The sequence below is a fragment of the Methylobacterium sp. WCS2018Hpa-22 genome (assembly GCF_031843785.1).
Classification (GTDB): Bacteria; Pseudomonadota; Alphaproteobacteria; order Rhizobiales; family Beijerinckiaceae; genus Methylobacterium.
In genome coordinates, this window is the sequence record NZ_JAVTJA010000020.1 from 57,681 (window position 1) to 80,138 (window position 22,458).

The window sequence follows — 22,458 nt, forward strand, 5'->3', positions numbered from 1 at the left end:
TAGACTAGGTTGGCGCCATGCACCTGACCTCTCGTCCATTCCGCCTCGCGGCCCTCGCCTTCCTCTTGTGTGGAGGGGCCGCACAGGCCCAGGATAGGGGCAGCGTAAACCCCAAGCCCCTTCCACCCCTGGCCGATCCCGATGCGCCGTCGACGCCGGCCAAAGCCCTGTTCGGGCGGGCGACGACACCGGCACCCGGCCCCGCCCGGCCCTATGGCTCTTATGCGAAGGGATGCTTTTCCGGCGGCGAGGCCCTGCCCAATGACGGACCGACCTGGCAAGTCATGCGCCTCTCCCGGAATCGGATGTGGGGCACACCGCATCTCGTGGATTTCATTGAGCGCCTAGCCGCCAAGGCTCCTCGCGTCGGATGGAACGGGCTTCTCGTGGGCGACATGTCCCAGCCTCGTGGCGGCCCGATGCTCACGGGCCACGCCTCGCATCAGCTCGGCCTCGACGCCGATGTCTGGCTCACGCCCATGCCCGACCACCGCATGACCCGCGCGGAGCGTGAGGAGACCTCTGCCACCAACGTGGTCCGCGCGGACCGCCTCGACATCGACCCGCAGGTCTGGACGCAGGAGCACCTCAAGCTGATCCGCCTCACGGCCCAACAGCCCGAAGTCGCGCGCCTCTTCGTCAACCCGGCGATCAAGAAGGCTTTGTGCCGGGAGGCGGGGGGCGACCGCTCCTGGCTCAACAAGGTGCGCCCGATGTACGGGCACAATTACCACTACCATATCCGCCTCTCCTGCCCGGCTGGGGACGACCAATGCGGAGACCAAGCGCCGCCGCCATCCGGCGACGGCTGCGGAGAGGAGCTCGCATACTGGTTCAGCGACGCCGTGCTGAACCCGCCGAAATCCACGAAGCCGGGGAAACCCAGACCGCCGATGACCATGGCGGCCCTTCCCGCAGCCTGCCGGATGGTGCTGAAGGCCCGGTAAGCTCAGCTTTCCCGCGAGCACATCGAGAATTCGTGTTTCGGGATCCACGCCGATGGGCGGGGATGCGCAGCGTCAGGCCGGATAGCCCATGCGATTCGGCATCACGGATGCCACATCCCGGAACAGTGGCACGCAACCGGGAGAGGCGGGTTCTACGCCCGACCTAATCGGCAACCGCATCGGCGGACCGGCTGTCGCGCGCACGGCGCACGAAAGCGCGCGGCGGTTGTCCCGTGAGACGGCGGAACGTCTTCGACATCTGGCTCGCATCGCTGAACCCCGCCAGGGGGACAATCTCGCTCAGACTCATCGTTCCGGTGGCGATAAGGTCCTGCGCACGGTTCACCCGCTCGCGCAGGATGAACTGGTAGGGCGTCACCCCGAATGACGTACGGAAAGCGCGGACCAGATGACCGACGCTGATACCGACCGCATCCGCGAGGTACTGCAGGCTCAGCGGTTCGGTGAGGTGGGTGAGAATCAGCTCTCGAAGGATGGCGGCCTGCGTCGAAGTCAGGGTCGGACCATTGCGGTGTGGAGGCGCATCGGTGCCTGAGAACAGCTGCAGCAGCGTCGCCGATACGCTTTCTACCAGCAGAGGACCGTTGGCGCAGCCGGTCTCGAGGTCGGCCGAGACTGCCTGCAGGAGATGGCCCGCGGCGACTTGAGAGCGCGACGGGAAGAACTGCGTCCGGATGCGCGTCTTGGCCAGGGACAGATCGGTAATGCGCTCGACGGCCTCTGGAGCCAGCTTGAGGACCATGGTGCGAAACGCACCGGTCCAGTTCTCGATCACGGTCGCCCCCGGCTCGAGGACCACGATGTTGTCCTCGGAGAAATGATAGCTCTGCCCGGACCACAGGAAGTGCTGGCTTTGCGGGGCCAACGAGAGCGCGAAATGGATGCCCTGCTGGACTATGGACGCCGTCCCATGGCTACCGAGCATCAGGTCGCAGAACCCGATACCGGCCCAGCCGAGCCCCGTACTGGTCTGGAGCACTGCCTCGATCTCGCCATCGAGTTCGAGCGTGCAACCGAACTCACTCCGCTCAACCCGCATTCACGATTTCATGGTGCATGTGAAACCCTCGTGCTGCAGCCAGCTCAATGGATTGTGCCTTACCGAAGCGTCAGAACTTCCCAGCTCTGCCGCAGGATATTCCGGCAACAGGCAAAGGAGACTTCGGCAATGTGGTGTGTCATTTCGAAGAAAATCGATCTGTCACTGTCCAACACGTCGCAGCCTCGGATGCAGAGATATGACACGCAACGAACCGATGCAAACAGAGCCGCTTGTTTAGAACTCCACTAATTGGACGCATCTTGTCCTTTTGCTTCGTCCATCGAAACGGCTCATGGCGGCATGCACGCATTATGGAACAGGCGGAGCGTTTGCTCAGGCCTCGATTGAATTCTTCATCCGGTACACCTGATTTCGAAGGACCATGAGATCATTGCGTCTATCGCCCCCAACATTGGGAGAAGCATTTTCCCCACAGTCAAGCCGAGCCCGTCTCTTCGATTCACATGCGACAAAATGTCAATTCTCTGAAAAAAGCTCTTTTGTTTCCAACACTTATGGACTGCAATACAAAATTCCAGCCTTGACTCCGATTTCGATCAACAATCGCCAAAAACGCCTGTCGCAGGCGATATGATACAGGATATTATGCACCGCCGCCGAAGGCATATAGATATAGATCATCAATCGCCAATATAGGTCTATCCGTTCCTCCCTAAGATCGAAGGGTCGAGATAGTGACTTGATGGATCGGGCAAGCGGTGTAGTCTGGATGACAGAAAGCAATCCCGAACGCTTTCAAACATAGAACGAAGATAAAACAATCGATCTGCCGAACACATCTTGGAGAGAAAATATGTCGACTGCCAATGACACTATTCGCCCCCTCGAAGCATCCGAGCTCGATGCTGTCGGCGGCGGCCTCTCCCTGGGACTTGACCTCGACCTCTCCAGCGAACTCGGTGCCGTATCCGGCACGGTCGATCAGGTCGGCGGGCTGGTAAGCGGTCTCGTAGGCGGCCTTCTCGGTGCCGTAGGCGGCGTTGTCGGCGGACTGCTCGGCGGCAAGTAACGCTGCCTTCGAACCAGCGTCCTTATTTCTCTAGGCCCGGCGCGAAACGAACGCGCGGCCTCATACCGGAGCTATGACATGACCCAGAACCTCGACACCATCCGCGAACTCGACGCCAGGGAACTCGACGCCGTCGGGGGCGGCCTCTCCCTCGGCCTGGAACTGGACCTCTCCAGCGAACTCGGCGCCGTCTCCGGCGTGGTCGGTCAGGTAGGCGGATTGGTCAGCGGTCTCGTCGGTGGCCTTCTTGGCGCGGTCGGCGGTCTTCTCGGCGGCCATTGAACCACGCCACGAACTCTCCGCATCCTTCCGATCGGTAAATGAGCGCGGCGGGCCTGTAGGCCCGCCGCGTCCTTCGTGCATATGAAGCCGCAGAGCCGAAGCACGCCATCTCTCGGCCAGGAGAACCACCGGACCCGATGACGTCGCCGCTTTTCCGCGCAGAGGTCGCCCAGGCGCGGCGGGATTCCTGGCTGGGCGAAGCCCAGATCGTGCAGCCGCTCTCGATCCGGCTGATGACTGCGATCACGATCCTGATCACGATCGCCGCGTTCCTCTACGTCGTCTTCGGCACCTATACGCGTCGCATCCACGCCTTCGGCATGCTCACGCCGGATGTCGGTCTCATCACCGTGGCAAGCCCGGTGGCAGGACGCGTTAGCGTCTCGGGGGTGAAGGAGGGCGACAGGGTCGTCCAGGGCCAGCTACTCTACACCCTCGATCTCGACGCCGTGTCGGCCAACGGTCCGACCCAGCAGCGCATCATCGATCAGCTGGCCCGGCAGAAGGAGACGATCGAGGCGCAATCTCGGTTGCGGTCGGCCATGGCGGCCACCGAGAAGCGCTCCCTCGCCGAGCAGATCGACAATCTGCAATCCCAGTCGCGGCAATTGGAGGAGCAGGTTCAGCTGCAGGAAAAGCTGGTGCCACCGCTGAAAGAGCGGGTCGATGTCCTCGCCAAGGCGGTGAGCGACGGCTTTGCCCGCTCAGCCGACCTCCAGAACCAGAATTACCTCTACCTGCAGGCGAGTTCCCAGCTTGCCCAGTTCCGCAACTCGCGTCTGCAGCTCATGGGCAAGGTCGGCGAGTTGCAGGCGACGCTCGCTACCTTCGACGACAAGCTCGCCCGCGACCTCGCCGAGATGGACCGCACCGCCGCCCAATTGGAGCAGCAGCGGGCCGAGAGCGAGGCACGCCGGGCCATCGAGGTGCGGGCGCCAGAGAAGGGCATTCTCACCTCGATCCGGGTCCAGGCCGGCCAAGGCGTGGCAGCGGGCGCCACCCTCCTCACCCTGCTACCGAGCGAGGGCCGGCTCCAAGCGAACCTGTTCGTGGAATCCTCCGCCATCGGCTTCATCGATACGGGGGAGGCCGTGATGCTGCGCTACGCGGCCTTTCCCTTCCAGCGCTTCGGCCTCTATCGCGGCACCGTCACGGAGGTGACCCGCGCGCCCCTGGAGGCCGCCGACCTGCCGGAAGCCGCCGGCACCAGGGCGAAGAACGGCGACGGCATCTACCGCATCATCGTGCGGCCGGACGAGAACAGCGTGATTGCCTATGGCGAGAGCCGGCGGCTGGAGGCCGGGATGCGGGTCGAGGCCGATATCGCTCTTGAGAAGCGCCCTCTCTATCGCTGGCTCCTCGACCCGCTCTACCGGGTGAAGCGCAGCGTCGATCTCGTGACCCGGGGCGGATGAAAGCGTGAGCCTGCTCAGCACCCTTCAGTTCGGCTTCGGCCGGCGCGTGCCCGTCCTACTTCAGGCGGAGGCCGCCGAATGCGGCATGGCCTGCCTCGGCATGGTGCTCGGCTATCACGGCCGCCATGTCGATCTCGGCGCCCTGCGCCGCCGCCACGCCCTGTCGCTCAAGGGCATGACCCTGCGCAACCTCATCGATCTGGCGGGCTCGATGGGCCTCGCCACGCGGGCCTTGCGGGCCGAGCTGAAGGATCTGCCCAAGCTCAAGACGCCGTGCATCCTGCATTGGGGGCTCAACCACTTCGTCGTCCTCACCGCCGTGAGCGGCAGGGGGATCGTCATCCACGATCCCGCCCGGGGGCGGCGCAAGCTCACCTTCGCGGAGGCGTCGCGCGAGTTCACGGGCGTCGCGCTGGAGGCGAGCCCGACCACCAGCTTCGTGCGCGAGAAGCGCCGGCGCGGGCTGGCGCTGGGCGACCTGTTCCGGACGATGGGCGGCATCCGCCCGGCCCTCGCCCAGATCCTGGCCCTGTCCCTCGGCATCGAGCTCGTCGCGATCCTGATGCCGATCGCATCGCAGATCGTCATCGACGAGGTCATCGTCAACGCCGATCTCGACCTGTTGCTGGTGGTGGCGGTGGGGCTCGCCCTGCTGCTCGTCGTCCAGCTCGTCCTCTCGGTGGCGCGGACCTGGGCGATCATGCTCACCGGTACCAAGCTGAACTACCAATGGTCGGGCAGCCTGTTCGACCACCTCTCGCGCCTGCCACTGGACTATTTCGAGAAGCGGCACGTGGGCGACGTGATCTCGCGCTTCGGCTCCCTTGCGACGATCCAGAAGGGGCTCACCACCGATCTCGTCCAGGCCGTGCTCGACGGCATCATGTCCATCGGCATGCTGGCCATGCTGGTGGTCTATGGCGGCTGGCTCTCCCTCGTGGTCGTCGCCTCGACGGCGCTCGCCGCGGCGCTGCGGATCGCCGCCTACGCCTCCTACCGCGAGGGCACCGAGGAGGCGATCGTCGCCGAGGCGCGCCAGCAGAGCCACTTCATCGAGACCGTGCGCGGCATGGCGAGCGTGAAGCTCCTCGACCTGCGCGAGCGCCGGCGCGGCACCTGGATGAACCACTTCGTGACCTCGCTGAATGCGCGGCTGCGGCTCCAGCGCCTCGATCTGATCTTCGGGCGAGCCAATGAGCTGCTGTTCGGTCTCGACCGGCTGCTCCTGCTCGTGCTCGGCGCGCGGGCGGTCATCGACCAGTCGATGACGCTCGGCATGTTGGTGGCCTTCCTTGCCTATCGCGACCAGTTCTCGCAGCGGATCGGCAACCTGATCCAGTCGGGCTTCCAGTTGCGCATGCTCAATGTCCAGACCGACCGGTTGTCGGACATCGTCATGAGCGAGCCCGAGGAGGGTTCCGGCTCCACCCTGGAACCGGCCGCCCCGGCGGTGATCCGGGCGGCGGAGGGGACGGGGAGTGTCGCCGTGAAGGAGCTCGCCCTGCGCTACGGCGCGGATGAGCCCTGGATCTTCCGCGATCTCAGCCTCGACGTGACGGCAGGGACGAGCTTCGCCATCACCGGCCCTTCGGGCTCAGGCAAGACCTCGTTGATGAAGATCATGATGGGCCTGTTGCCCGCGAGCGAGGGGCGCGTCCTCATCGACGGGCAGGAGATCCGCACGCTCGGGGCGGCCAGCTATCGCCGCCGGATCGCGGGCGTGATGCAGAATGACGGCCTCTTCGCCGGTTCCATCGCCGAGAACATCGCCAGTTTCGACGAGCGGCCCGATGCGGGCTGGATCGAGGAATGCGCCGCCCGCGCAGCCATCCTCGCCGACATCAAGCGCACCCCGATGGGGTTCGAGACCCTGGTGGGCGATATGGGTTCCACCCTGTCGGGCGGGCAGAAGCAGCGGGTCATCCTGGCCCGCGCCCTCTATCGCAAACCGGAGATCCTGTTCCTCGACGAGGCGACGAGCCATCTCGACGAAGCGACCGAAGCGGTCATCGCCGAGGCTTTGCGCGACCTGCGCATGACCCGCATCATCGTCGCCCACCGCCCGGCCACCATTGCCGGAGCGGAACACGTCTTCACCCTGACGCCCTCCACATGAGGCCCCGTCGGGACGAGAGCCTTCGCGCCCGCCCGTCGAGGGGCCACCCTGGCGCGAGAGTCAAACGCCGCGATAGTGTTCGTCGGTGACCTGTTCCAACCATGTCACCGCCCGGCCGTCGAGCTGCTCCTGGATCGCGATATGCGTCAGGGCCGTCGTTGCCGTTGCCCCGTGCCAGTGTTTTTCACCCGGCTCGAACCAAACGACGTCGCCCGGCGCGATGGCCTCCATCGGGCCGCCCTCCCGCTGAACCCAGCCGGCCCCGGAGGTGACGATGAGCGTCTGGCCGAGCGGATGCGTATGCCACGCGGTGCGGGCACCCGGCTCGAACGTCACGCTCGCTCCGGCGACCCGCGCCGGCTCGGGCGCGGAGAAAAGAGGGTCGATCCGCACGGTCCCGGTGAACCATTCGGACGGTCCCTTGCCGGACGGTCGCGACCCGCTGCGTGTGATGTCCATTCGCCTGCTCCTCCGTTTCCGCCGGATCGACCGTCAAAGCGACCAGCCACCGTCGATCACCGTGGCGGCTCCGGTCACGAACCCACCGAGGTCCGAGCACATCCAGAGCACCGCTTCTGCGATCTCCTCCGGCTTGCCGAGGCGCCCTACCGGTTCGAGGTCGATCGCTTTCTGAACGTCGCCTCCCGTGAAACGGTCCATCATCGGCGTTTCGATGTTGCCGGGCAGAATAGCGTTCACCCGTATGTTCTTCCGGGCATAGTCCAGCGCTGCCGAGCGGGTCAGACCGATGATGGCGTGTTTGGAAGCGGCATAGGCCGCGCCGCCCGCGACACCGCGGATGCCGGCACCGGAAGAGGTGTTGACCACCACGCCGCCGCCCTGGCGCACCATCTGCGCCAGTTCGTACTTCATGCAGAGGAAGGTCCCCCTCAGGTTGATGCCGAGGATGCGGTCCCATTCGTCGAGTTCGATCTCGTGGACCGGCGTGGCCCTGTTCTCGACTCCGGCATTGTTGAAGGCGCAGTCGAGGCGTCCGAAGCGTTCGACGGTTCGGGCAATCGCCGCTTCCACCTCCTCCGGTAGAGACACGTCGCAACGGATCGCCAGTACCTCTCCGCCGGCCGCTTCAATCTCGGCCCGCGAGTCTTCCAGGGTCTCCTCACTCCGGTCGGCAATCGCCACACGAGCCCCCTCGGCCGCGAAAGCGAGGGCGGCGGCACGCCCGATGCCGCTGGCGGCACCGGTGACGAAAACGACCTTTTCGGTGAAACGGTGTGTGGTGAGCATGTTGGAAGCCTCCGGCTGGCCGTGATGGCGAGCCCTACCGCTCACCGATCAGCGAGAAGTAGGCTCACAGCATCACTCCGATGACCCGCCATTGCTTCAACGGACCGATGAGCATGGCTCATCGCTGGGCGACATCACGCCTACAGACCGAGCGGCCGAAGCTCGCGAACCAGATCGATGAGTAGCCGCAGGCCGGTCGGCAACTGGCGACGTCCCGGATAGTAAATGTGGAAGCCGGCTCCCGCGGGGGCCCAATCCGTCAGAACGACGCGCAGTTCACCGCGACTGACCGGCGACCTGACGCATGGTTCGGGGAGGTAGGCCAGCCCCCCGCCTGCCGTCGCGAGGGACAGCGCGAAGTGCGTGTTGTCGATGGTCACGGCGCCGGGCACGTCGAGCGCGAGCGGCTCACCGGCCCGTTCGAACTCCCAACCGTAGAGCCGTTCGTCACCGAGGCGGATGCGCAGGCACCGATGCGCCAACAGGTCGTGTGGATGCTCCGGCGTTCCATGCCGATCCAGATAGCAGGGTGCGCCGACCACCACCCAGCGCAGGTCGGCCGACAGGCGCTGGGCAATCATATCCTGAGCGACGGTGCCGCCATATCGGATGCCCGCATCGGCCCCGGCCTCCACGATGTCGAGCAGATCGTTGGAGACGCGGACGTCGATCTCAATCTGCGGATGGCGCTCGCTGAAGACGGGCAGCACGGGCGCGAGTAGCAGCGTGCTCGCATGTTCGAGCACATTGAGACGAATGCGCCCCGCGGCGTTCCCTGGCTCCCGGTGGCGGTTGAGTCCATCGAGCGCCGAACCGATCGCCGCGAAGGGTGCATCGAGCGACGCCAGAAGCTCTTCGCCCGTTGCGGTCAGGGTGACGCTCCGGCTGGTGCGGTTGATCAGCCGCACGCCGAGGCGAGCCTCCATCGCCTTGAGGGCATGGCTGAGCGCGGAGGCACTGACACCGAGTTCCAGCCCCGCACGCCGGAAGCTCAGATGACGAGCGATGGCGAGGAAGGTGCCGAGATCGGCAAGATCGGTCCGGCTGGTCAGCATGAGGCAGGGGAACGTTCGCTGGCGGGAAAGTGATCCGAGCCGGCCTCCGTCAGCACAGGCTCGCAGGCCGAGATTATCCAACGTCAGGCATTGCCCCTAGGGACTTCCGGTTCGGCCGGGCACAATCGTCCGATGGGTCTGCTTCTCATCCTCTCCATCGGCCTCGTGGCGGGCGTCGTCAGCGGCATCATCGGCACCGGCTCCTCGATCATGCTGGTGCCGGTGCTCGCGTATGTCTACGGGCCCAAGGAAGCCATCCCGATCATGGCGGTCGCAGCCGTGATGGCGAACCTCTCCCGCATCCTGGCATGGTGGCGAGAGGTCGACTGGCGGGCTGTCGCCGCCTATGCGGCGACTGGAATTCCCGCGGCAATGCTCGGCGCCCGCACGATGCTGGTCCTGCCGCCGCGGGCCGTCGATCTGGCGATCGGCGCGTTCCTTCTGGCTATGATCCCCGGACGCCGCTGGCTAGCCGACCGCCTCGTCAGAGTGCGGCTCCCCCATCTGGCGGTTGCCGGAGCGGTAATCGGCTTCCTGACGGGCATCGTCGCCTCGACCGGCCCTGCCTCGGTTCCGGTCTTCATCGGCTACGGCCTGACCAAGGGCGCGTTCATTGGCACGGAGGCCGCTGCGTCGCTGGCAATCTACCTCACCAAGACCCTGACCTTTCAGGGAACCGGCGCATTGCCGGTCGCGGATTTCGTCAGAGGCCTTGCCGTGGGCGCGGCTCTCATGGTGGGGGCGTTCGTGGCAAAGCCCTTCGTGCTTCGCCTCGCCCCGGAGACGTTCCGGTTCATGATGGACGGGCTTCTGGCGATCTCGGGCACGTGTCTCGTCTGGAATGGCCTCGGGTGACCCATCGCATCGAGGAACCAAGGCCATGCTCGACGCGAAAGGGGCTGCCGGGCCATTGCGGTCCGGCAGCCCCTTTCGGATCGTCTTCGAGCCGGCTGGATCGCCACCCGGCTCGAAGTCGGTACGGGCGTTACTCCGCAGCCTGGAGAACCGGCATCTCGGCTGCCAGAGGCATCGGGTTGCCGCCCAGTGCCGCCGCGAGTCTGACCTCGTCCACTTCACCTTCCCAGCGGGCGACCACGATGCAGGCCACGGCATTGCCGATGAAGTTGGTGAGCGCGCGGCACTCGGACATGAACCGGTCGACGCCGAGGATCAGCGCCATGCCGACGACGGGCACCGAGGGCACCACCGCGAGGGTCGCCGCCAGGGTGATGAAGCCCGAACCGGTGACGCCGGCCGCCCCCTTGGAGGAGAGCATGGCCACGAGGAGCAGGAGGCCCTGCTCGCCATAGGTGAGCGGCGTATCCGTGGCCTGCGCGATGAAGAGCGCCGCCATGGTCATGTAGATGTTGGTGCCGTCGAGGTTGAACGAGTAGCCGGTGGGGACCACGAGGCCGACGACGGGCTTCGAACAGCCGGCACGCTCCATCTTCTCGAGCAGCGAAGGCAGGGCCGACTCGGAGGACGAGGTGCCGAGCACCAGCATCAGCTCTTCCTTGATGTAGCGGATGAGCTTGATGATCGAGAAGCCGTTATAGCGGGCGACGAGGCCGAGCACGCCGAGCACGAAGATCGCCGAGGTCAGGTAGAAGGCGCCGACGAGGTAGGCGAGGTTGGCGAGCGAGGCGATGCCGTATTTGCCGATGGTGAAGGCCATGGCGCCGAAGGCACCGATGGGGGCGACCTTCATGATGATGTTGACGACGCCGAAGATGGCTTCCGACAGCACCTTGATGATGTCGAGCACCGGCTTGCCGCGATCGCCCAGGAAGGCGAGGCCGAAGCCGAACAGCACCGAGAAGAACAGGACCTGAAGGATCTCGCCGCCCGAGAACGCACCCACCGCCGTGGTCGGAATGATGTTCATGAGGAAGTCGGTGATCGACTGCGTCTTCGCCTTGTCGGCGTACATCGCGATCGATTTCGGATCGAGGGTCTTCGGATCGATATGCATGCCCGCGCCCGGCTGGACGAGGTTCGCCACGATCAGACCGACGATGAGGGCCAGGGTCGAGAAGGTGATGAAGTAGATGAGCGCCTTGCCGCCGACGCGGCCGACCTTCTCCAGGTTGGTCATGCCAGCGATGCCGGAGACGACCGTGAGGAAGATCACCGGCGCGATGATCATCTTGACGAGCTTGATGAAGGCATCGCCGAGCGGCTTCATGTCCGCGCCGACCTGCGGGTAGAAGTGACCGAGGGTGATGCCGATCGCCACGGCGACGAGCACCTGGAAATACAGCGTGCGATAGAGGGGCTTGGGCTTTGCCGGCGCGTGCGGCGCGGTCAGCGGAGACGGTATGGTGGCCATGGCGGGCTTCTCCCTGGAGATAGATAAAACTGGGTCGGATCGGTGCGCCGGTTCTGTCCGGGCATCGTCGTCTCTTGGTCTTGGCGTCGGGGCACTCGCCCCTTCGGCTTGCAGCCCTGCGAACAGCGCAGGCCTGCGTTTCGGTTTAGGAATGGCAACCCCCATGCCAGCTTGGGAACTCCTGAAATATTTCGTTAAGACGTTGATTTCAGACATATTTCTCTTGTCGGCGAGGTTCCCATTCGCGGCCCCAGTGCGAAATCCCGCACTCAGTCGCCAAATTCCGTCCGGGAAATCGCACTGATGCGAAGCACGTGAATCAGAATTCTTCTCTCCGCGGCGGAACCGAACCGCGATGGCGCGCGCGGTGGCATCGCACCCTCGTTCCGGTCGCCTGCCTGATCCTGGTTCTCGTTGGGGCATGGCTCGCTGGGCGGGCGGCCGAGCGCTGGGCGCTGACGGACCTTCGCCGTACGGCCCAGGCCGCCCTGGCGCTGCAGGTCGGCGCGTTGAGGGCCGAAATGCAGAAGCAGGCCTCGCTTCCGCTGGCCCTGGCCGCGGATCCTGAGATCGCAGCAGTCGCGGGTCGTGAGCCGGGGCAACCCTTGGTCACCAGGGTCAACAGACGGCTCGCTCAGATCGCGGCGGCCACGGGCGCGGCGGTGATCTACGTCATCCGCTCCGACGGGATCACGGTGGCTGCGAGCAATGCAGGGTCGGAGCGCAGCTTTCTCGGCCGGGACTATGCTTTCAGGCCCTACTTTCGGCAGGCTATGACCGGCGGCGCCGGATCGCAATTCGCCCTGGGTACGGTGAGCGGCCGGGCGGGCCTCTACCTCTCGCGGCGGATCGACGAATCCGGCGGCGTGGTGGTGGTGAAGATCGAATTCCACGACGTCGAGGCCGCGTGGCGGCAATCGGGGGATGGGGTGTTCGTGGCGGATGCAAGGGGCATCGTCCTCGTGGCGAGTGATCCCACGTGGAACTTCGCGACCCTCCGCGAGGTCGGCGAGGACGAGCGAAAGCGCATCCGCGCGGCGCTGGAATTCGGCGACGCCCCGCTCACGGCGCTTCCGCTCCACCCCGTCGGGGGGATGCAGGACCTCGTCCGCGTCGGGCAGGGGTCGCGGCCGGCGCGAACCGCCCTGGCCCTCGACGCCCCCATTCCAGGTACCGACTGGCGACTCCATACCCTGACGCCGGTGGGTTCTGCCGTGGACCGCGAGCGGGTGCAGGCCTGGATCATCGCCGCCCTCGGCACCGGGCTGGCCTGTATCGGGATCGCGACCGTGGCGGGCCGCCGGCGACGGACACGCCAGCGCCTCGCTCAAGCCGCGACGCGCCGGGAAGAGTTGGAGAGGAGCGTCCGTGAGCGGACGATGGAACTCACCGACGCCAACAGGATGCTCCGGCTGGAAATCGAAGAGCGACGGAGGGCGGAGGAGGAGCGACGGCAGGCGGAAGCCGAGCGCGAACGCCTCGGCCGAGAACTCGCCCAGGCCGGGCGGCTCGCGGCCTTGGGCCAGTTCGCCGCCAGCATGGCGCACGAGATCAATCAGCCGCTGGCCGCCATCCGCTCCTACGCCGACAACGCGGCGATCCTGGTCCGACGGGGCCGGGGCGAGGAAGCGGCTGAGAACGCCTTCGCCATCGGCCGCCTCACCGACCGGATCGGCGGCCTGACGCGGCAGCTCAAGGGTTTCGCCCGGCGTTCATCGCCCCGGCGCGAGCCCGTGCCCCTCGCCGATATCCTCGCCAACAGCCTGGAACTGGTGGAAGCACGGGCGAAGGCGGCCGGGATCGCGCTCACGGCGGAGACGCCGGCCCCTGGCCTCTGCGTTCTCGGTGACGGGCCGCGCCTCGAACAGGTCGTGGTCAACCTGCTCCAGAACGCCCTCGACGCGGCGGCGGGGAGCACCGATCCACGGGTCTCCATCCTGGTGCGGGACGTGCCCGGGGAGCGTGTGGCGGTCGAGGTGCGCGATACCGGGCCGGGCTTGCCTGAGGCCATTCGGGCCCAGCTCTTCGACGCCTTCTTCACCACCAAGTCCGATGGGCTCGGGCTCGGGCTCGCCATCGCCCGCGGAATCGCCGAGGATTGCGGCGGCAGCCTGAACGCCCTGGACGATCCGGCCGGCGGAGCGGTGTTCCGGATGGAACTGGCCAAAGCCCCCGTGGAGACGACATCGTGAGCGTTGAAGAGGGTGCGGGCGGGTCGGCCGAACGGGTCGTCTTCATCGACGACGAGGCGGATGTCTGCCGCGCCAACCGCCAGAGCCTTGAGCTCGATGGGTTCACGGTGGAGACCTTCGGGGCCGCCGGACCTGCGCTGGCCGCCATCCTCGCCGATCCGCCCGGCCTTGTGGTTACCGACGTGCGCCTGCCCGATCTCGACGGCATTGCTCTGTTCGGGCGGATCAAGGCCATCGATCCGGAACTGCCGGTCATCCTGATCACCGGGCATGGCGACATCCGCATGGCGGTGAGTGCCATGCGCGACGGGGCCTACGATTTCCTGTCCAAACCCTATCCGGCCGAATCCCTCGTCGCCTCGGCGCGCCGCGCTCTGGAACGGCGCCGGCTCGTTCTCGAGAACCGCACCCTGCGCGCCCGGCTGGACGCGGCGGTGGAGGAGGACCCGGCCTTCCTCGGCATTTCCCCGGAGATGGTGCGCCTGCGCCGTCTCGTGCGGGATGTCGCCGATGCCGATGTGGACGTTCTCGTCTTCGGCGAGACCGGCTCGGGCAAGGAGGTGGTGGCGAGCGCCCTGCACCGCTGGAGCCGGCGCGCGAGCCGGAACTTCGTGGCGATGAATTGCGGCGCGCTACCCGACAGCGTCGTCGAGAGCGAACTCTTCGGCCATGAGGCCGGTGCCTTCACCGGCGCCCTCAAGCGCCGCGTCGGCCGGATCGAGTACGCTCAGGGCGGCACGCTGTTCCTCGACGAGATCGAGAGCATGCCATTGGGCCTGCAGGTGAAACTCCTGCGCGTCCTGCAGGAGCGGGCGGTGGAGCCGTTGGGCAGCAACGAGATCCGCGCCATCGACATGCGCGTGGTGGCCGCGACCAAGGTCGATCTCGGCCAGGCGGCGGCGCAGGGCACCTTCCGCGACGACCTCTACCACCGCCTCAACGTCATCACGATCGCGATTCCGCCCCTGCGCGAGCGGCGCGAGGACGTGATGCTGCTGTTCCAGGAGTTTCTCACCCGCGCCGCTTTGCGCTTCGGCCGCGAGCCCGCGCCGATCACGCCGGCCGTGCGGGAGCACCTGCGCCGGCACGACTGGCCCGGCAACGTGCGCGAACTCGGCCATTTCGCCGAGCGTCACGCCCTCGGCCTCGGCCAGCACGACGCGCCCTCACCGGAGGCCGCCAGCACCGGAACCCTGGCCGAGCAGGTCGACCGGTTCGAGCGTGGTCTGATCCGCGAGGAGCTGATCATGGCCGGCGGCGACGTCCGCATCGCCGCCGAATCCCTCGGCACGCCGCGCAAGACCCTCTACGACAAGATGGCCCGGCACGGCCTCACGCCCACCGATTATCGCTGAGCGAAAGGTTAGCCCGGATTCAGTGAAGCGGGTAGCGGCTCAGGAGGTCGCCAGTCCGCTGGACGGTCTTGTCGTAGAGGCACGCGTAGGTCGCCGTTGTGGTCCCGCTGCCGCTGTTCCACTCGCTGACGATCAGAGCCCCGCAATCGGCGTCGCGGAACGCGATCCAGGCACGCTGCGCCGCGGCGAGTTGCGCCTTCCACTCCGTCTTGGCCTTGGCATCCTTGCCGCTATCGTCCGCGTCGATCACCGAGAGCGCCTTCCGGTAGGCTTCGTTCAGTGCCTTGTCGGCGCCCTCCAGGGCTTTCTCCATGCATTCCGCCGTCTCGGGAGTGGAGTTCTCGGTCGCGCAGAGCTTCGCCGAGGGCTGTGCGGCGGACACGGCCGTCGCCGAACCTGCGAGCGCCAGCAGCACGGCGAGGACGAGAAAGCCGGAGCGACGGCTCGTCTCCCGCCCGCCATGGATCTCTTGGTCAGGCATCGTCATGCTGCGGAGATCCTTCGGAAGGGAACGGGAGGCGGCCGGAATCGCGGGAAGCGTGCGGTGTCAGAAACGGCGCTCCTTGCGGTCCGGGTTCGGGCCGGTGGTGTGATAGCTGGCCATGCAGGCGTGATAGATCTGCGAACCGAGGTCGTAGAGGCTGAGATTGCTCGGGTTGGCGGCGCTGAACACCTGCGCCCTGGCCTGCTCGCGGCAGGCCGCGTCCTGCGGGCTCTGGATCGGCGGCTCGTTCACCTGCTGGGCAAGGGCGGCACCCGTGAGGGCGATGAAGAGACATGCGGTCAGGGTCGTGCGCATCGTGTCGGATTCCGTGGTTGGAGAAGAGGAACGTGATGGGGCCTGACCGCTAGAAACCCGAGGTTTGTCAAGGCGATAGGGATGAACGTCCCGACCTGCCGGGATGCGGCGGTCAGGCGTTGCGCTCGACGATGGCGGCGGTGCCGTAGGCGACGACCTCCATCATGTTCTGGTCGGTTTCGGAGGAGTCGAATCGCATCGTCAGGACGGCGTTCGCGCCGAGCTGAGCAGCGTTCTGCGCCATGCGGTCGATGGCCTGGCCGCGCGCTTCCTCGATCAACCGGCTGTATTCGCCGACTTCGCCCCCGACGAGGGAGCGCAGGCCGGCACTGAAATTTCCGACCGCGCCCCGGCTGCGGACCACGGCGCCGAAACAGGGGCCTCGCACTTCGCGGACCGTGCAACCCGGAATGGTTTCGGTGGTGACGATGATCATGCCGGAACGCTCCTCACGGATTCTCCCGTCCCGGAAGGCCAGGGAGAATCTCGCGTAGTCAGTGACCAATCTGTGCCGTGAGACCCCGAGCGGAGCAAGACTCGATCGACGGGCAGACTTTCCAATTCGGCGCGGGCCGCCCGGACCAGTTGTGCCAAAACGGCAGACCGTCACCGCCACGCGCACCCGGTTTCGACCGCCATCGGACGGGCCTTCGTGCGCCATCCGACACGCGAAATTAACGGCCCCCGTGCTTTTGAAATCCGTGGCCGTACCGCGCGATTCCGCTACCGGCCTCGGACATGACGCGGACATCGCCATGCGGATGGCCACGGATTCCGCTTTCAGCCTGCCCCCGCACGGACGCCTCGCAGATGAACCCCTACCTCCTCCTTGCCTTCGCCATCAGCGCCGAGGTGACGGCGACCCTCGCCCTCAAGGCCGCCGACGGCCTGACCAAACCGCTGCCGACCATCGTCGTGGTGCTGGGCTACGGCACGGCGTTCTGGCTGATGTCGAACAGCATGAACATGCTGCCGATCGGGATCGTCTACGCGATCTGGGCCGGGGTCGGCATGGTCGGCGCGGCGGTCGGCGGCGCGCTCCTGTTCCAGGAGCCGATCACCCTGCCGATGATGATCGGGATCGCGGTGATCGCCGTCGGGGTGACGATCCTCGCTTCGGGCCAGACCGCGCCTCACTGAAGGACGGGGCTCCGCCGGCGGCCGGGGCCGGCCAAGAGGTGTACCGAGCGTCATGTCGAGATTGCACCGCCTCCGGCCCCGCTTCCGTCGGCCTTGGCTCGCCGGGGCGCTGATCTGCGCCGGGGCGCTGGGTGGGATAGCTGCCGCCATCGGGCCGCTGCTCGGCGTGCCGAACCCGGTCACCCTGGCGGCCCTCGCCATCGTCGAGCCCTCCTCCGTCGGCACCTGGTTCGCGAGCCGTCCGGTGGCGGCCGGGCCCTCGTCCCGCGCCCTGCCCGCCCGGCCCCGCGCGATTCTCGGCCATGTCCCCTGGAAGGGACACAATGTTCCCCTGGCGCAGATGCTGGAGGCGACCCACACCAACGCCCTGCTGGTGACCCAGGACGGCGTCCTCGTCCATGAATGGTACCGCCACGGTTCGGGGCCGGCGACGCTGTTCCCGTCCTGGTCGGTGGCGAAATCGGTGGTCTCGCTGCTGGTCGGGCAGACGATCGCCGAGGGCAAGCTCGCCGAGACGGACCACGTGGCGACCCTGCTGCCGTATCTGCGGGGCGAGCCGGCCTTCGGCCGCATCACCGTCCGCGACCTCCTCGACATGACGAGCGGACTCGCGGTGCCGGAGAATTACGACCCGTGGAACCCCCTGGTGGGGACCGCCGGCATGTACCTCACCCGCGACATCCGCGATTTCGTGCGCGACCACGCCACCCTGTCGTCGAAGCCCGGCAGCACGGGCCAATACCGCAGCATCGACACCGAGATCCTCGGCCTGATCCTCGCGGAGGTTCAGAAGAAGCCCCTGGCCGACCTCCTCTCGGACGCGATCTGGAAGCCCATGGGCGCAGAGGCGAACGCGACCTGGAATCTCGACCGGCCGGGGGGAACGGAGAAGGCCTTCTGCTGCATCAACGCCGTGGCGCGGGACTTCGCCCGCCTGGGGCTGATGGTGGCCGACCATGGCCGCGTCGGCGGCACGAACATCGTTCCCCCGCGCTGGATCGAGCGGATCGAGACCCCGGCCCGCAGGGATGTCGACGGCTGGCCCTACTCTGCGCAATGGTGGCACGTGCCGGAGGGCGACGACGACATCTCCGCCATCGGCGTCTATGGCCAGTACATCTACATCAACCGCCAGACCGGCACGGTGATCGTCAAGCTCAGCGATCACGGCGCCGAGCAGGACGAAGAAGACACACTGGCGGTGATGCTGGCGATCTCCCGCGCGCTGGCCGCGACCCGCCCGGCGCACTGAGGCGAACGGCCGGGCGGCGGGACCACACAGCTCTCCCTGTCATCCGAGCCAAGGGTATAGGCCGATGATGCGCAATCTCAGTTGTTCGGCATGGACTTGCACAGACGCATCTTCAGCCTCGATGCCTATGCCGAGGGCCTATTTTCATTTGCTTGTCCAAGATCTTACTCATCCTGAGGTGCCGCGTAGCGGCTTCGAAGGAGGCATCCAGGGACCGCTTCGGTGTCTGGAGGGCTCCTTCGAGGCCCGCTGACGCGGGCGCCTCAGGACGAGGTAAAGCTTTGGAACAACAACTTGAACCGGGCTACATCGATCTAGTGGGGAACATCTGACGTTTGGTACTTGCCGCAGGGTCCGCTTTCGACCCTTTGCAGACGTTGAGAAGGTCCGCCTCCAGGCAGCTTGGTGAAACAGAAGGTACGGCCGGGTTGGGTGGATTAGTGACTGCCCGTTCTTCAAAATTATCAGCGGCAAAGCCCACATGACTGAGGAACTTTTTCCAAGGCAGGCGTTTTTAGGTCTTCCGTCACATCGCCCAGCGCGACGACAAGCCGACGCGCAACTACACGTTGGCTATTAAGCTTGCAGTCGTCATCGTCTTCCGGTCCTACCCGTGCTCAGCCCCTAGGCATCCCGCAGCTTGCTCGATAATATCGAAGCGGCATACCCGCTGCTCGATCAAAACTGAACGGGCGAAACGGGCAGGCAGCGCTCTCCAGGCGCTAAGAACTGCTCGCCATCCCACGCCAGATGACTGCCTCCGAACCTACAGGACAAGAAATCGAGTTTGGCTTAAATTTGAGTATTCACCTAAACGAATGGGAAGTCGGTTCTACGTAATCATTGGTTTCCTTAGGAATCGCAAATGAACTGGAACAGCCGAACAGTACGCATTTTCGTTGGAATCCTTTTACTCGGTGCCGCTATTCTTGCCGTGCTCCCGAGATTAACCGGGCACACCAGCCTTGATGGAACGGTGAACGCTCGCTTCACACTCGTCTCTGCGCCTATTGAAGGCGTTATCTCCGATACTCCTCCAAAAGTGGGAACGTCGCTACCGGAGGGTACTGAAGTCTTTCAAATCCACAACATGCGCATTGCTCGGACGGCCGAAGCTCAGCTAGACGCTGATCTTGGTGCGTCGCGCGAAAAATTAAAGGCGCTAGAGTCACAGTTGAGCCATCTAGCCGAGATGAAGAAGGAGCTTGTATCGCGACTTGCAGAGTATCAAAAGGCGAGTATCCAAAGCATTCAGCAAGAGATTGTTATTCGCCAGCAGCGGATTAGCACAGCTCAAGCAAATAAAGTGTCGGCGGACGCCGATTTAAGTCGTAAGCAGACTTTAGGTGTAACGGGTGTAGTGGCGAACAGTTCCGTCGAACAAGCGCGTGCTGCGTCAATTTCAGCAAGTAACGAGGGTACTATCGCAAAGGCCGAACTTGATCGCCTTGGGTACCAGCTGGAAGCACTAAAGCGGGGCACCTTCGTGGGCGAAGGACGGAACGATGTACCGTACAGCCAGCAGCGTACCGATGAAATTATGATTCAGATGGCTAACGTAGAGGCGCAAGCGATAACAGAGCGCGCTCGAATCCAGCAGCTGAGCAAACAATTGGTCATTGAACGAACTCGCAATGATCGGTTTACGTACTCCCCCGTGCAAATGCCCTTCCAGGGAGTAATTTGGCGCAACAATGTTGTAGCTGGATCGAACGTCATTGCGGGCAACGAGCTGATGCGCCTGCTCGATTGCCGCGATCTCTTCGTAGATATCCTGGTCAATGAGGTGGATTACGATGAAATCAAGCCCGGCGAGGACGCAGAGGTCCGCCTGCTTGGAACATCGGAAGTGATCCCAGGAAAGGTTGTCTCAGTGCGAGGCGCAAGTGCGGCGGTCGAGGAGGTCACACTTGCAGCTGTTCCACCAGTCAGCCGCGGCAAGAGTGCGCGCATTCGCGTTGCCTTGGCAAAGAGTGAGATGCAAACGGATTATGCCAATTTCTGTCAGGTAGGCCGAACCGTACAGGTACGCATCGCGCGCGCTAGCAATAATATTCCAATGCTGCATTGGGTGAAGAGCCTGTGGTTCAGTATTACTTAGTCCTCGCGCCGACGCTACTCGTGGCTGCCTTTTTCTTCATCTTTACACTGAACTGGCCGCGAAATAAAACGTGGACTAGAGCAGTCACCTGCACGTTTGTTCTAGCCATAGCGGTGCGCTACCTTTGGTGGCGCTTCACTGCGACTGTCTTGCCGCACCCTCTGGATTACAGTTTTAGTTTTTTCTGGACGTGGTTCGTATTCTGTGTCGAGTTGGGGGCGTTCGCCGACATTCTCATCTTCTTGGTGACGATGGGGCGATATGTGGACCGCAGTACGGAAGCGGACCGCATGGAACGAGATTATTTTGCTCAGGACCCGGCGAGCCTCCCCACCGTTGACGTTTTCATCCCGACCTACAATGAGCCGCTCGATGTGCTCGAACGGACAATCATCGGCGCTTTAGCCCTCGATTACCCAAAGGACAAGCTCACCATCTATGTCTTAGATGACAAACGAAGGGGCTGGTTGCGCGAGTACTGCCAGGAGAAGGGCGTCATTCACGTCACTCGGCCGGATAATTCGCACGCGAAAGCGGGCAACATGAACAACGGGCTGAAAGTCTCGCGCGGGGATTACATCGCCATCTTTGATGCAGATTTTGTGCCATACCGGAACTTCCTGCGACGCACTGTGCCGTTCTTTCAGGATCCAACTATTGGCATTGTTCAGACGCCGCAGCACTTCTTCAACAAGGATCCAGTACAATCAAATCTGAGCTTGGAGAAGGTTTGGCCCGATGAGCAGCGACTGTTCTTCGACGAGATGGCAGCAAGCCGCGATGCATGGGATGTAAGCTTCTGCTGCGGGTCATGCTCTATTGCTCGTAGAGCAGCTGTGGAGGTTATCGGCGGGTTCCCGCATGACTCAATCACGGAAGACCTTCTGACTACCCTATCGATGCTCAATAAGGGCTATAAGACCCGCTATCTCAACGAACGATTGTCAATGGGCCTCGCCGCGGAAAATCTGAAGGGCTACTTCGTGCAGCGAGGCCGCTGGTGCCGGGGTGGAATCCAGACGATCTACCTGCATAACGGGCCACTTCGGGGGCCGGGACTAAATCTTTTTCAGCGTATTATGTTCATTCCGCTCTCATGGCTCGTGCAATACACGGTCCGTCTTGTAATACTTCTCGTTCCCGCAGTTTACCTATGGACCGGCACGGCACCGCTTTTCTTTACGGGCACTGAGGATATTATCTACTATCAAGTTCCTGTGCTAGCGGCCTACTTTCTACTGATGGGATGGCTCACGCCAACCCGCTATCTGCCCCTGGTTTCCAGTGCTGTAGGAGCATTCGCCACATTCCGCATGCTGCCAGTGGTGATCTCAAGCCTTGTCAAGCCATTTGGGGTACCATTCAAGGTCACACCCAAAGGCTCGGGCAACGAGGATTCAGAATTCGACGCCTACACCTTTTTCTCTATTGCGATCTTGATCGCAGTTACCGCGCTCGGCCTCATAGTGAACATCGTGCCAGAATGGTCTCGCATCGGCGAGGGGGAGTTCTCAGTCGTCTCCGCATATTGGGCTGTCATCAACATCGTTGTCCTGATGGTTGCTGCGCTCATCTGCTTCGAGAAGCCCCGCCCATTGTCTGAGAGCTTCGCCACGGACGAGGCTGCACATATCGTTGGTCCTGGTGCTCGCTACCACGCCGCACGGATCGTCAGCCTATCTTTGGAAAGTGGAATTGCCGAGTTCGAGTTCGATCCTAAGTTTAGCCTAGGCCAGACTATAACCGTTAAGACCGAAGGATTCCCACTTCTTCACTGCACAATCGAGAAAGTTTCTGAGATTTTGGCGAATCGCCCATATACAGTGAAATTTATATTTAAGGTTTCCGGTAGAGATAGAGATAGAATGATTGTGGAGCTTTATACCGGCCGCTACAGTCAGGACATTCATGATCTTGACAAATCCGCTATAGTGGGTGGCGTCTGGTCACGTATGTTCGGAAAATCGGCCCAGACGGCTTAAGGTACGAATTGTCATCACAGCTCCTCGTTCGCTGAGCCTCCACGCCCAGTATTAGAGGCGGAACGTCCGCTTCGGGGCGAGAGGCCAGAGTCCACTCTCCACCGAGGCTGTGTGAGAACGCATTTGCGGCCTGGAAAGATCTGACAGCGCAT

General features: G+C 64.1%; 20 protein-coding genes. 12 read left to right on the forward strand and 8 right to left on the reverse strand.

The window, feature by feature from the left end; all coding sequences use genetic code 11:
• Nucleotides 1-17 precede the first annotated feature (17 nt).
• Entirely contained in the window at nucleotides 18-947 is a 930-nt protein-coding gene (gene mepA / locus RQI43_RS21585; protein WP_156467782.1) for a penicillin-insensitive murein endopeptidase, read from the forward strand.
• 163 nt (nucleotides 948-1,110) lie between these two features.
• On the opposite strand, the gene RQI43_RS21590 is transcribed toward mepA, so the two are convergent.
• Nucleotides 1,111-2,007: a helix-turn-helix domain-containing protein gene (locus RQI43_RS21590; protein ID WP_056428474.1), complete on the reverse strand. Its 897-nt coding sequence runs from the start codon at nucleotides 2,005-2,007 to the stop codon at nucleotides 1,111-1,113.
• 817 nt (nucleotides 2,008-2,824) lie between these two features.
• Here RQI43_RS21590 and RQI43_RS21595 point away from each other — a divergent pair.
• From RQI43_RS21595 to RQI43_RS21610, 4 genes are all read left to right on the forward strand, one after another.
• A complete protein-coding gene (locus RQI43_RS21595; protein ID WP_056428477.1) occupies nucleotides 2,825-3,040 on the forward strand; it encodes a hypothetical protein in 216 nt (71 codons plus the stop codon).
• Nucleotides 3,041-3,118: 78 nt separating this feature from the next.
• A complete protein-coding gene (locus RQI43_RS21600; RefSeq protein WP_311276544.1) occupies nucleotides 3,119-3,322 on the forward strand; it encodes a hypothetical protein in 204 nt (67 codons plus the stop codon).
• Between the two features lie 137 nt (nucleotides 3,323-3,459).
• Complete coding sequence (locus tag RQI43_RS21605; protein ID WP_311276545.1) at nucleotides 3,460-4,737, forward strand: HlyD family efflux transporter periplasmic adaptor subunit; 1,278 nt, start codon at nucleotides 3,460-3,462, stop codon at nucleotides 4,735-4,737.
• A 4-nt stretch (nucleotides 4,738-4,741) separates the two neighbouring features.
• Nucleotides 4,742-6,853 carry a peptidase domain-containing ABC transporter gene (locus tag RQI43_RS21610; RefSeq protein WP_311276546.1) on the forward strand — a complete coding sequence of 704 codons (2,112 nt, stop codon included), beginning with the start codon at nucleotides 4,742-4,744 and terminating at the stop codon, nucleotides 6,851-6,853.
• A 60-nt stretch (nucleotides 6,854-6,913) separates the two neighbouring features.
• On the opposite strand, the gene RQI43_RS21615 is transcribed toward RQI43_RS21610, so the two are convergent.
• The 3 genes from RQI43_RS21615 to RQI43_RS21625 all read right to left on the reverse strand — a co-directional run bounded on the left by RQI43_RS21615 (nucleotide 6,914) and on the right by RQI43_RS21625 (nucleotide 9,156).
• A complete protein-coding gene (locus RQI43_RS21615) occupies nucleotides 6,914-7,312 on the reverse strand; it encodes a cupin domain-containing protein (RefSeq protein WP_311276547.1) in 399 nt (132 codons plus the stop codon).
• A gap of 33 nt (nucleotides 7,313-7,345) precedes the next feature.
• On the reverse strand, nucleotides 7,346-8,101 hold the full coding sequence (locus RQI43_RS21620; protein WP_311276548.1) for a glucose 1-dehydrogenase: 756 nt from the start codon (nucleotides 8,099-8,101) through the stop codon (nucleotides 7,346-7,348).
• 140 nt (nucleotides 8,102-8,241) lie between these two features.
• Nucleotides 8,242-9,156, reverse strand: a complete 915-nt coding sequence (locus RQI43_RS21625) for a LysR family transcriptional regulator (RefSeq protein WP_311276549.1) — start codon at nucleotides 9,154-9,156, stop codon at nucleotides 8,242-8,244.
• 132 nt (nucleotides 9,157-9,288) lie between these two features.
• Between RQI43_RS21625 and RQI43_RS21630 the strand changes: the two genes are divergently transcribed.
• Entirely contained in the window at nucleotides 9,289-10,011 is a 723-nt protein-coding gene (locus RQI43_RS21630; protein ID WP_311276550.1) for a sulfite exporter TauE/SafE family protein, read from the forward strand.
• 130 nt (nucleotides 10,012-10,141) lie between these two features.
• Here RQI43_RS21630 and RQI43_RS21635 read toward each other — a convergent pair whose 3' ends face one another.
• Entirely contained in the window at nucleotides 10,142-11,485 is a 1,344-nt protein-coding gene (locus tag RQI43_RS21635; protein WP_056428498.1) for a dicarboxylate/amino acid:cation symporter, read from the reverse strand.
• 314 nt (nucleotides 11,486-11,799) lie between these two features.
• Here RQI43_RS21635 and RQI43_RS21640 point away from each other — a divergent pair, with 314 nt between their 5' ends.
• Both RQI43_RS21640 and RQI43_RS21645 read left to right on the forward strand, forming a co-directional pair.
• Nucleotides 11,800-13,677, forward strand: coding sequence for an ATP-binding protein (locus tag RQI43_RS21640; RefSeq protein ID WP_405030685.1), 1,878 nt, complete (start codon nucleotides 11,800-11,802; stop codon nucleotides 13,675-13,677).
• Entirely contained in the window at nucleotides 13,674-15,032 is a 1,359-nt protein-coding gene (locus RQI43_RS21645) for a sigma-54 dependent transcriptional regulator (protein ID WP_311276551.1), read from the forward strand. The genes RQI43_RS21640 and RQI43_RS21645 overlap by 4 nt, the downstream gene beginning before the upstream one ends.
• A gap of 19 nt (nucleotides 15,033-15,051) precedes the next feature.
• On the opposite strand, the gene RQI43_RS21650 is transcribed toward RQI43_RS21645, so the two are convergent.
• The 3 genes from RQI43_RS21650 to RQI43_RS21660 form a co-directional block, all read right to left on the reverse strand.
• On the reverse strand, nucleotides 15,052-15,519 hold the full coding sequence (locus RQI43_RS21650; RefSeq protein WP_311276552.1) for a lysozyme inhibitor LprI family protein: 468 nt from the start codon (nucleotides 15,517-15,519) through the stop codon (nucleotides 15,052-15,054).
• Nucleotides 15,520-15,579: 60 nt separating this feature from the next.
• Nucleotides 15,580-15,831, reverse strand: a complete 252-nt coding sequence (locus RQI43_RS21655; protein WP_056428507.1) for a hypothetical protein — start codon at nucleotides 15,829-15,831, stop codon at nucleotides 15,580-15,582.
• Between the two features lie 112 nt (nucleotides 15,832-15,943).
• Nucleotides 15,944-16,267, reverse strand: coding sequence for a YbjQ family protein (locus RQI43_RS21660; RefSeq protein WP_056428511.1), 324 nt, complete (start codon nucleotides 16,265-16,267; stop codon nucleotides 15,944-15,946).
• A gap of 374 nt (nucleotides 16,268-16,641) precedes the next feature.
• Between RQI43_RS21660 and RQI43_RS21665 the strand changes: the two genes are divergently transcribed.
• The 4 genes from RQI43_RS21665 (at nucleotide 16,642) to RQI43_RS21680 (ending at nucleotide 22,306) form a co-directional block, all read left to right on the forward strand.
• On the forward strand, nucleotides 16,642-16,971 hold the full coding sequence (locus RQI43_RS21665; protein ID WP_056428514.1) for a multidrug efflux SMR transporter: 330 nt from the start codon (nucleotides 16,642-16,644) through the stop codon (nucleotides 16,969-16,971).
• 52 nt (nucleotides 16,972-17,023) lie between these two features.
• Nucleotides 17,024-18,223: a serine hydrolase gene (locus RQI43_RS21670; RefSeq protein WP_056428517.1), complete on the forward strand. Its 1,200-nt coding sequence runs from the start codon at nucleotides 17,024-17,026 to the stop codon at nucleotides 18,221-18,223.
• Nucleotides 18,224-19,088: 865 nt separating this feature from the next.
• Nucleotides 19,089-20,324: an HlyD family efflux transporter periplasmic adaptor subunit gene (locus RQI43_RS21675; RefSeq protein WP_311276553.1), complete on the forward strand. Its 1,236-nt coding sequence runs from the start codon at nucleotides 19,089-19,091 to the stop codon at nucleotides 20,322-20,324.
• Entirely contained in the window at nucleotides 20,306-22,306 is a 2,001-nt protein-coding gene (locus RQI43_RS21680) for a glycosyltransferase (protein ID WP_311276554.1), read from the forward strand. Before RQI43_RS21675 ends, RQI43_RS21680 begins: the two co-directional genes overlap by 19 nt.
• The last annotated feature ends 152 nt before the right edge of the window (nucleotides 22,307-22,458 follow it).

What these genes read in the sequence shown, in the direction of transcription:
- mepA (WP_156467782.1), top strand. Translation starts at nt 18, where the DNA reads ATGCACCTGACCTCTCGTCCATTCCGCCTCGCGGCCCTCGCCTTCCTC.
- RQI43_RS21590 (WP_056428474.1), bottom strand. Translation starts at nt 2,007, where the DNA reads ATGCGGGTTGAGCGGAGTGAGTTCGGTTGCACGCTCGAACTCGATGGC.
- RQI43_RS21595 (WP_056428477.1), top strand. Translation starts at nt 2,825, where the DNA reads ATGTCGACTGCCAATGACACTATTCGCCCCCTCGAAGCATCCGAGCTC.
- RQI43_RS21600 (WP_311276544.1), top strand. Translation starts at nt 3,119, where the DNA reads ATGACCCAGAACCTCGACACCATCCGCGAACTCGACGCCAGGGAACTC.
- RQI43_RS21605 (WP_311276545.1), top strand. Translation starts at nt 3,460, where the DNA reads ATGACGTCGCCGCTTTTCCGCGCAGAGGTCGCCCAGGCGCGGCGGGAT.
- RQI43_RS21615 (WP_311276547.1), bottom strand. Translation starts at nt 7,312, where the DNA reads ATGGACATCACACGCAGCGGGTCGCGACCGTCCGGCAAGGGACCGTCC.
- RQI43_RS21620 (WP_311276548.1), bottom strand. Translation starts at nt 8,101, where the DNA reads ATGCTCACCACACACCGTTTCACCGAAAAGGTCGTTTTCGTCACCGGT.
- RQI43_RS21625 (WP_311276549.1), bottom strand. Translation starts at nt 9,156, where the DNA reads ATGCTGACCAGCCGGACCGATCTTGCCGATCTCGGCACCTTCCTCGCC.
- RQI43_RS21630 (WP_311276550.1), top strand. Translation starts at nt 9,289, where the DNA reads ATGGGTCTGCTTCTCATCCTCTCCATCGGCCTCGTGGCGGGCGTCGTC.
- RQI43_RS21635 (WP_056428498.1), bottom strand. Translation starts at nt 11,485, where the DNA reads ATGGCCACCATACCGTCTCCGCTGACCGCGCCGCACGCGCCGGCAAAG.
- RQI43_RS21650 (WP_311276552.1), bottom strand. Translation starts at nt 15,519, where the DNA reads ATGACGATGCCTGACCAAGAGATCCATGGCGGGCGGGAGACGAGCCGT.
- RQI43_RS21655 (WP_056428507.1), bottom strand. Translation starts at nt 15,831, where the DNA reads ATGCGCACGACCCTGACCGCATGTCTCTTCATCGCCCTCACGGGTGCC.
- RQI43_RS21660 (WP_056428511.1), bottom strand. Translation starts at nt 16,267, where the DNA reads ATGATCATCGTCACCACCGAAACCATTCCGGGTTGCACGGTCCGCGAA.
- RQI43_RS21665 (WP_056428514.1), top strand. Translation starts at nt 16,642, where the DNA reads ATGAACCCCTACCTCCTCCTTGCCTTCGCCATCAGCGCCGAGGTGACG.
- RQI43_RS21670 (WP_056428517.1), top strand. Translation starts at nt 17,024, where the DNA reads ATGTCGAGATTGCACCGCCTCCGGCCCCGCTTCCGTCGGCCTTGGCTC.
- RQI43_RS21675 (WP_311276553.1), top strand. Translation starts at nt 19,089, where the DNA reads ATGAACTGGAACAGCCGAACAGTACGCATTTTCGTTGGAATCCTTTTA.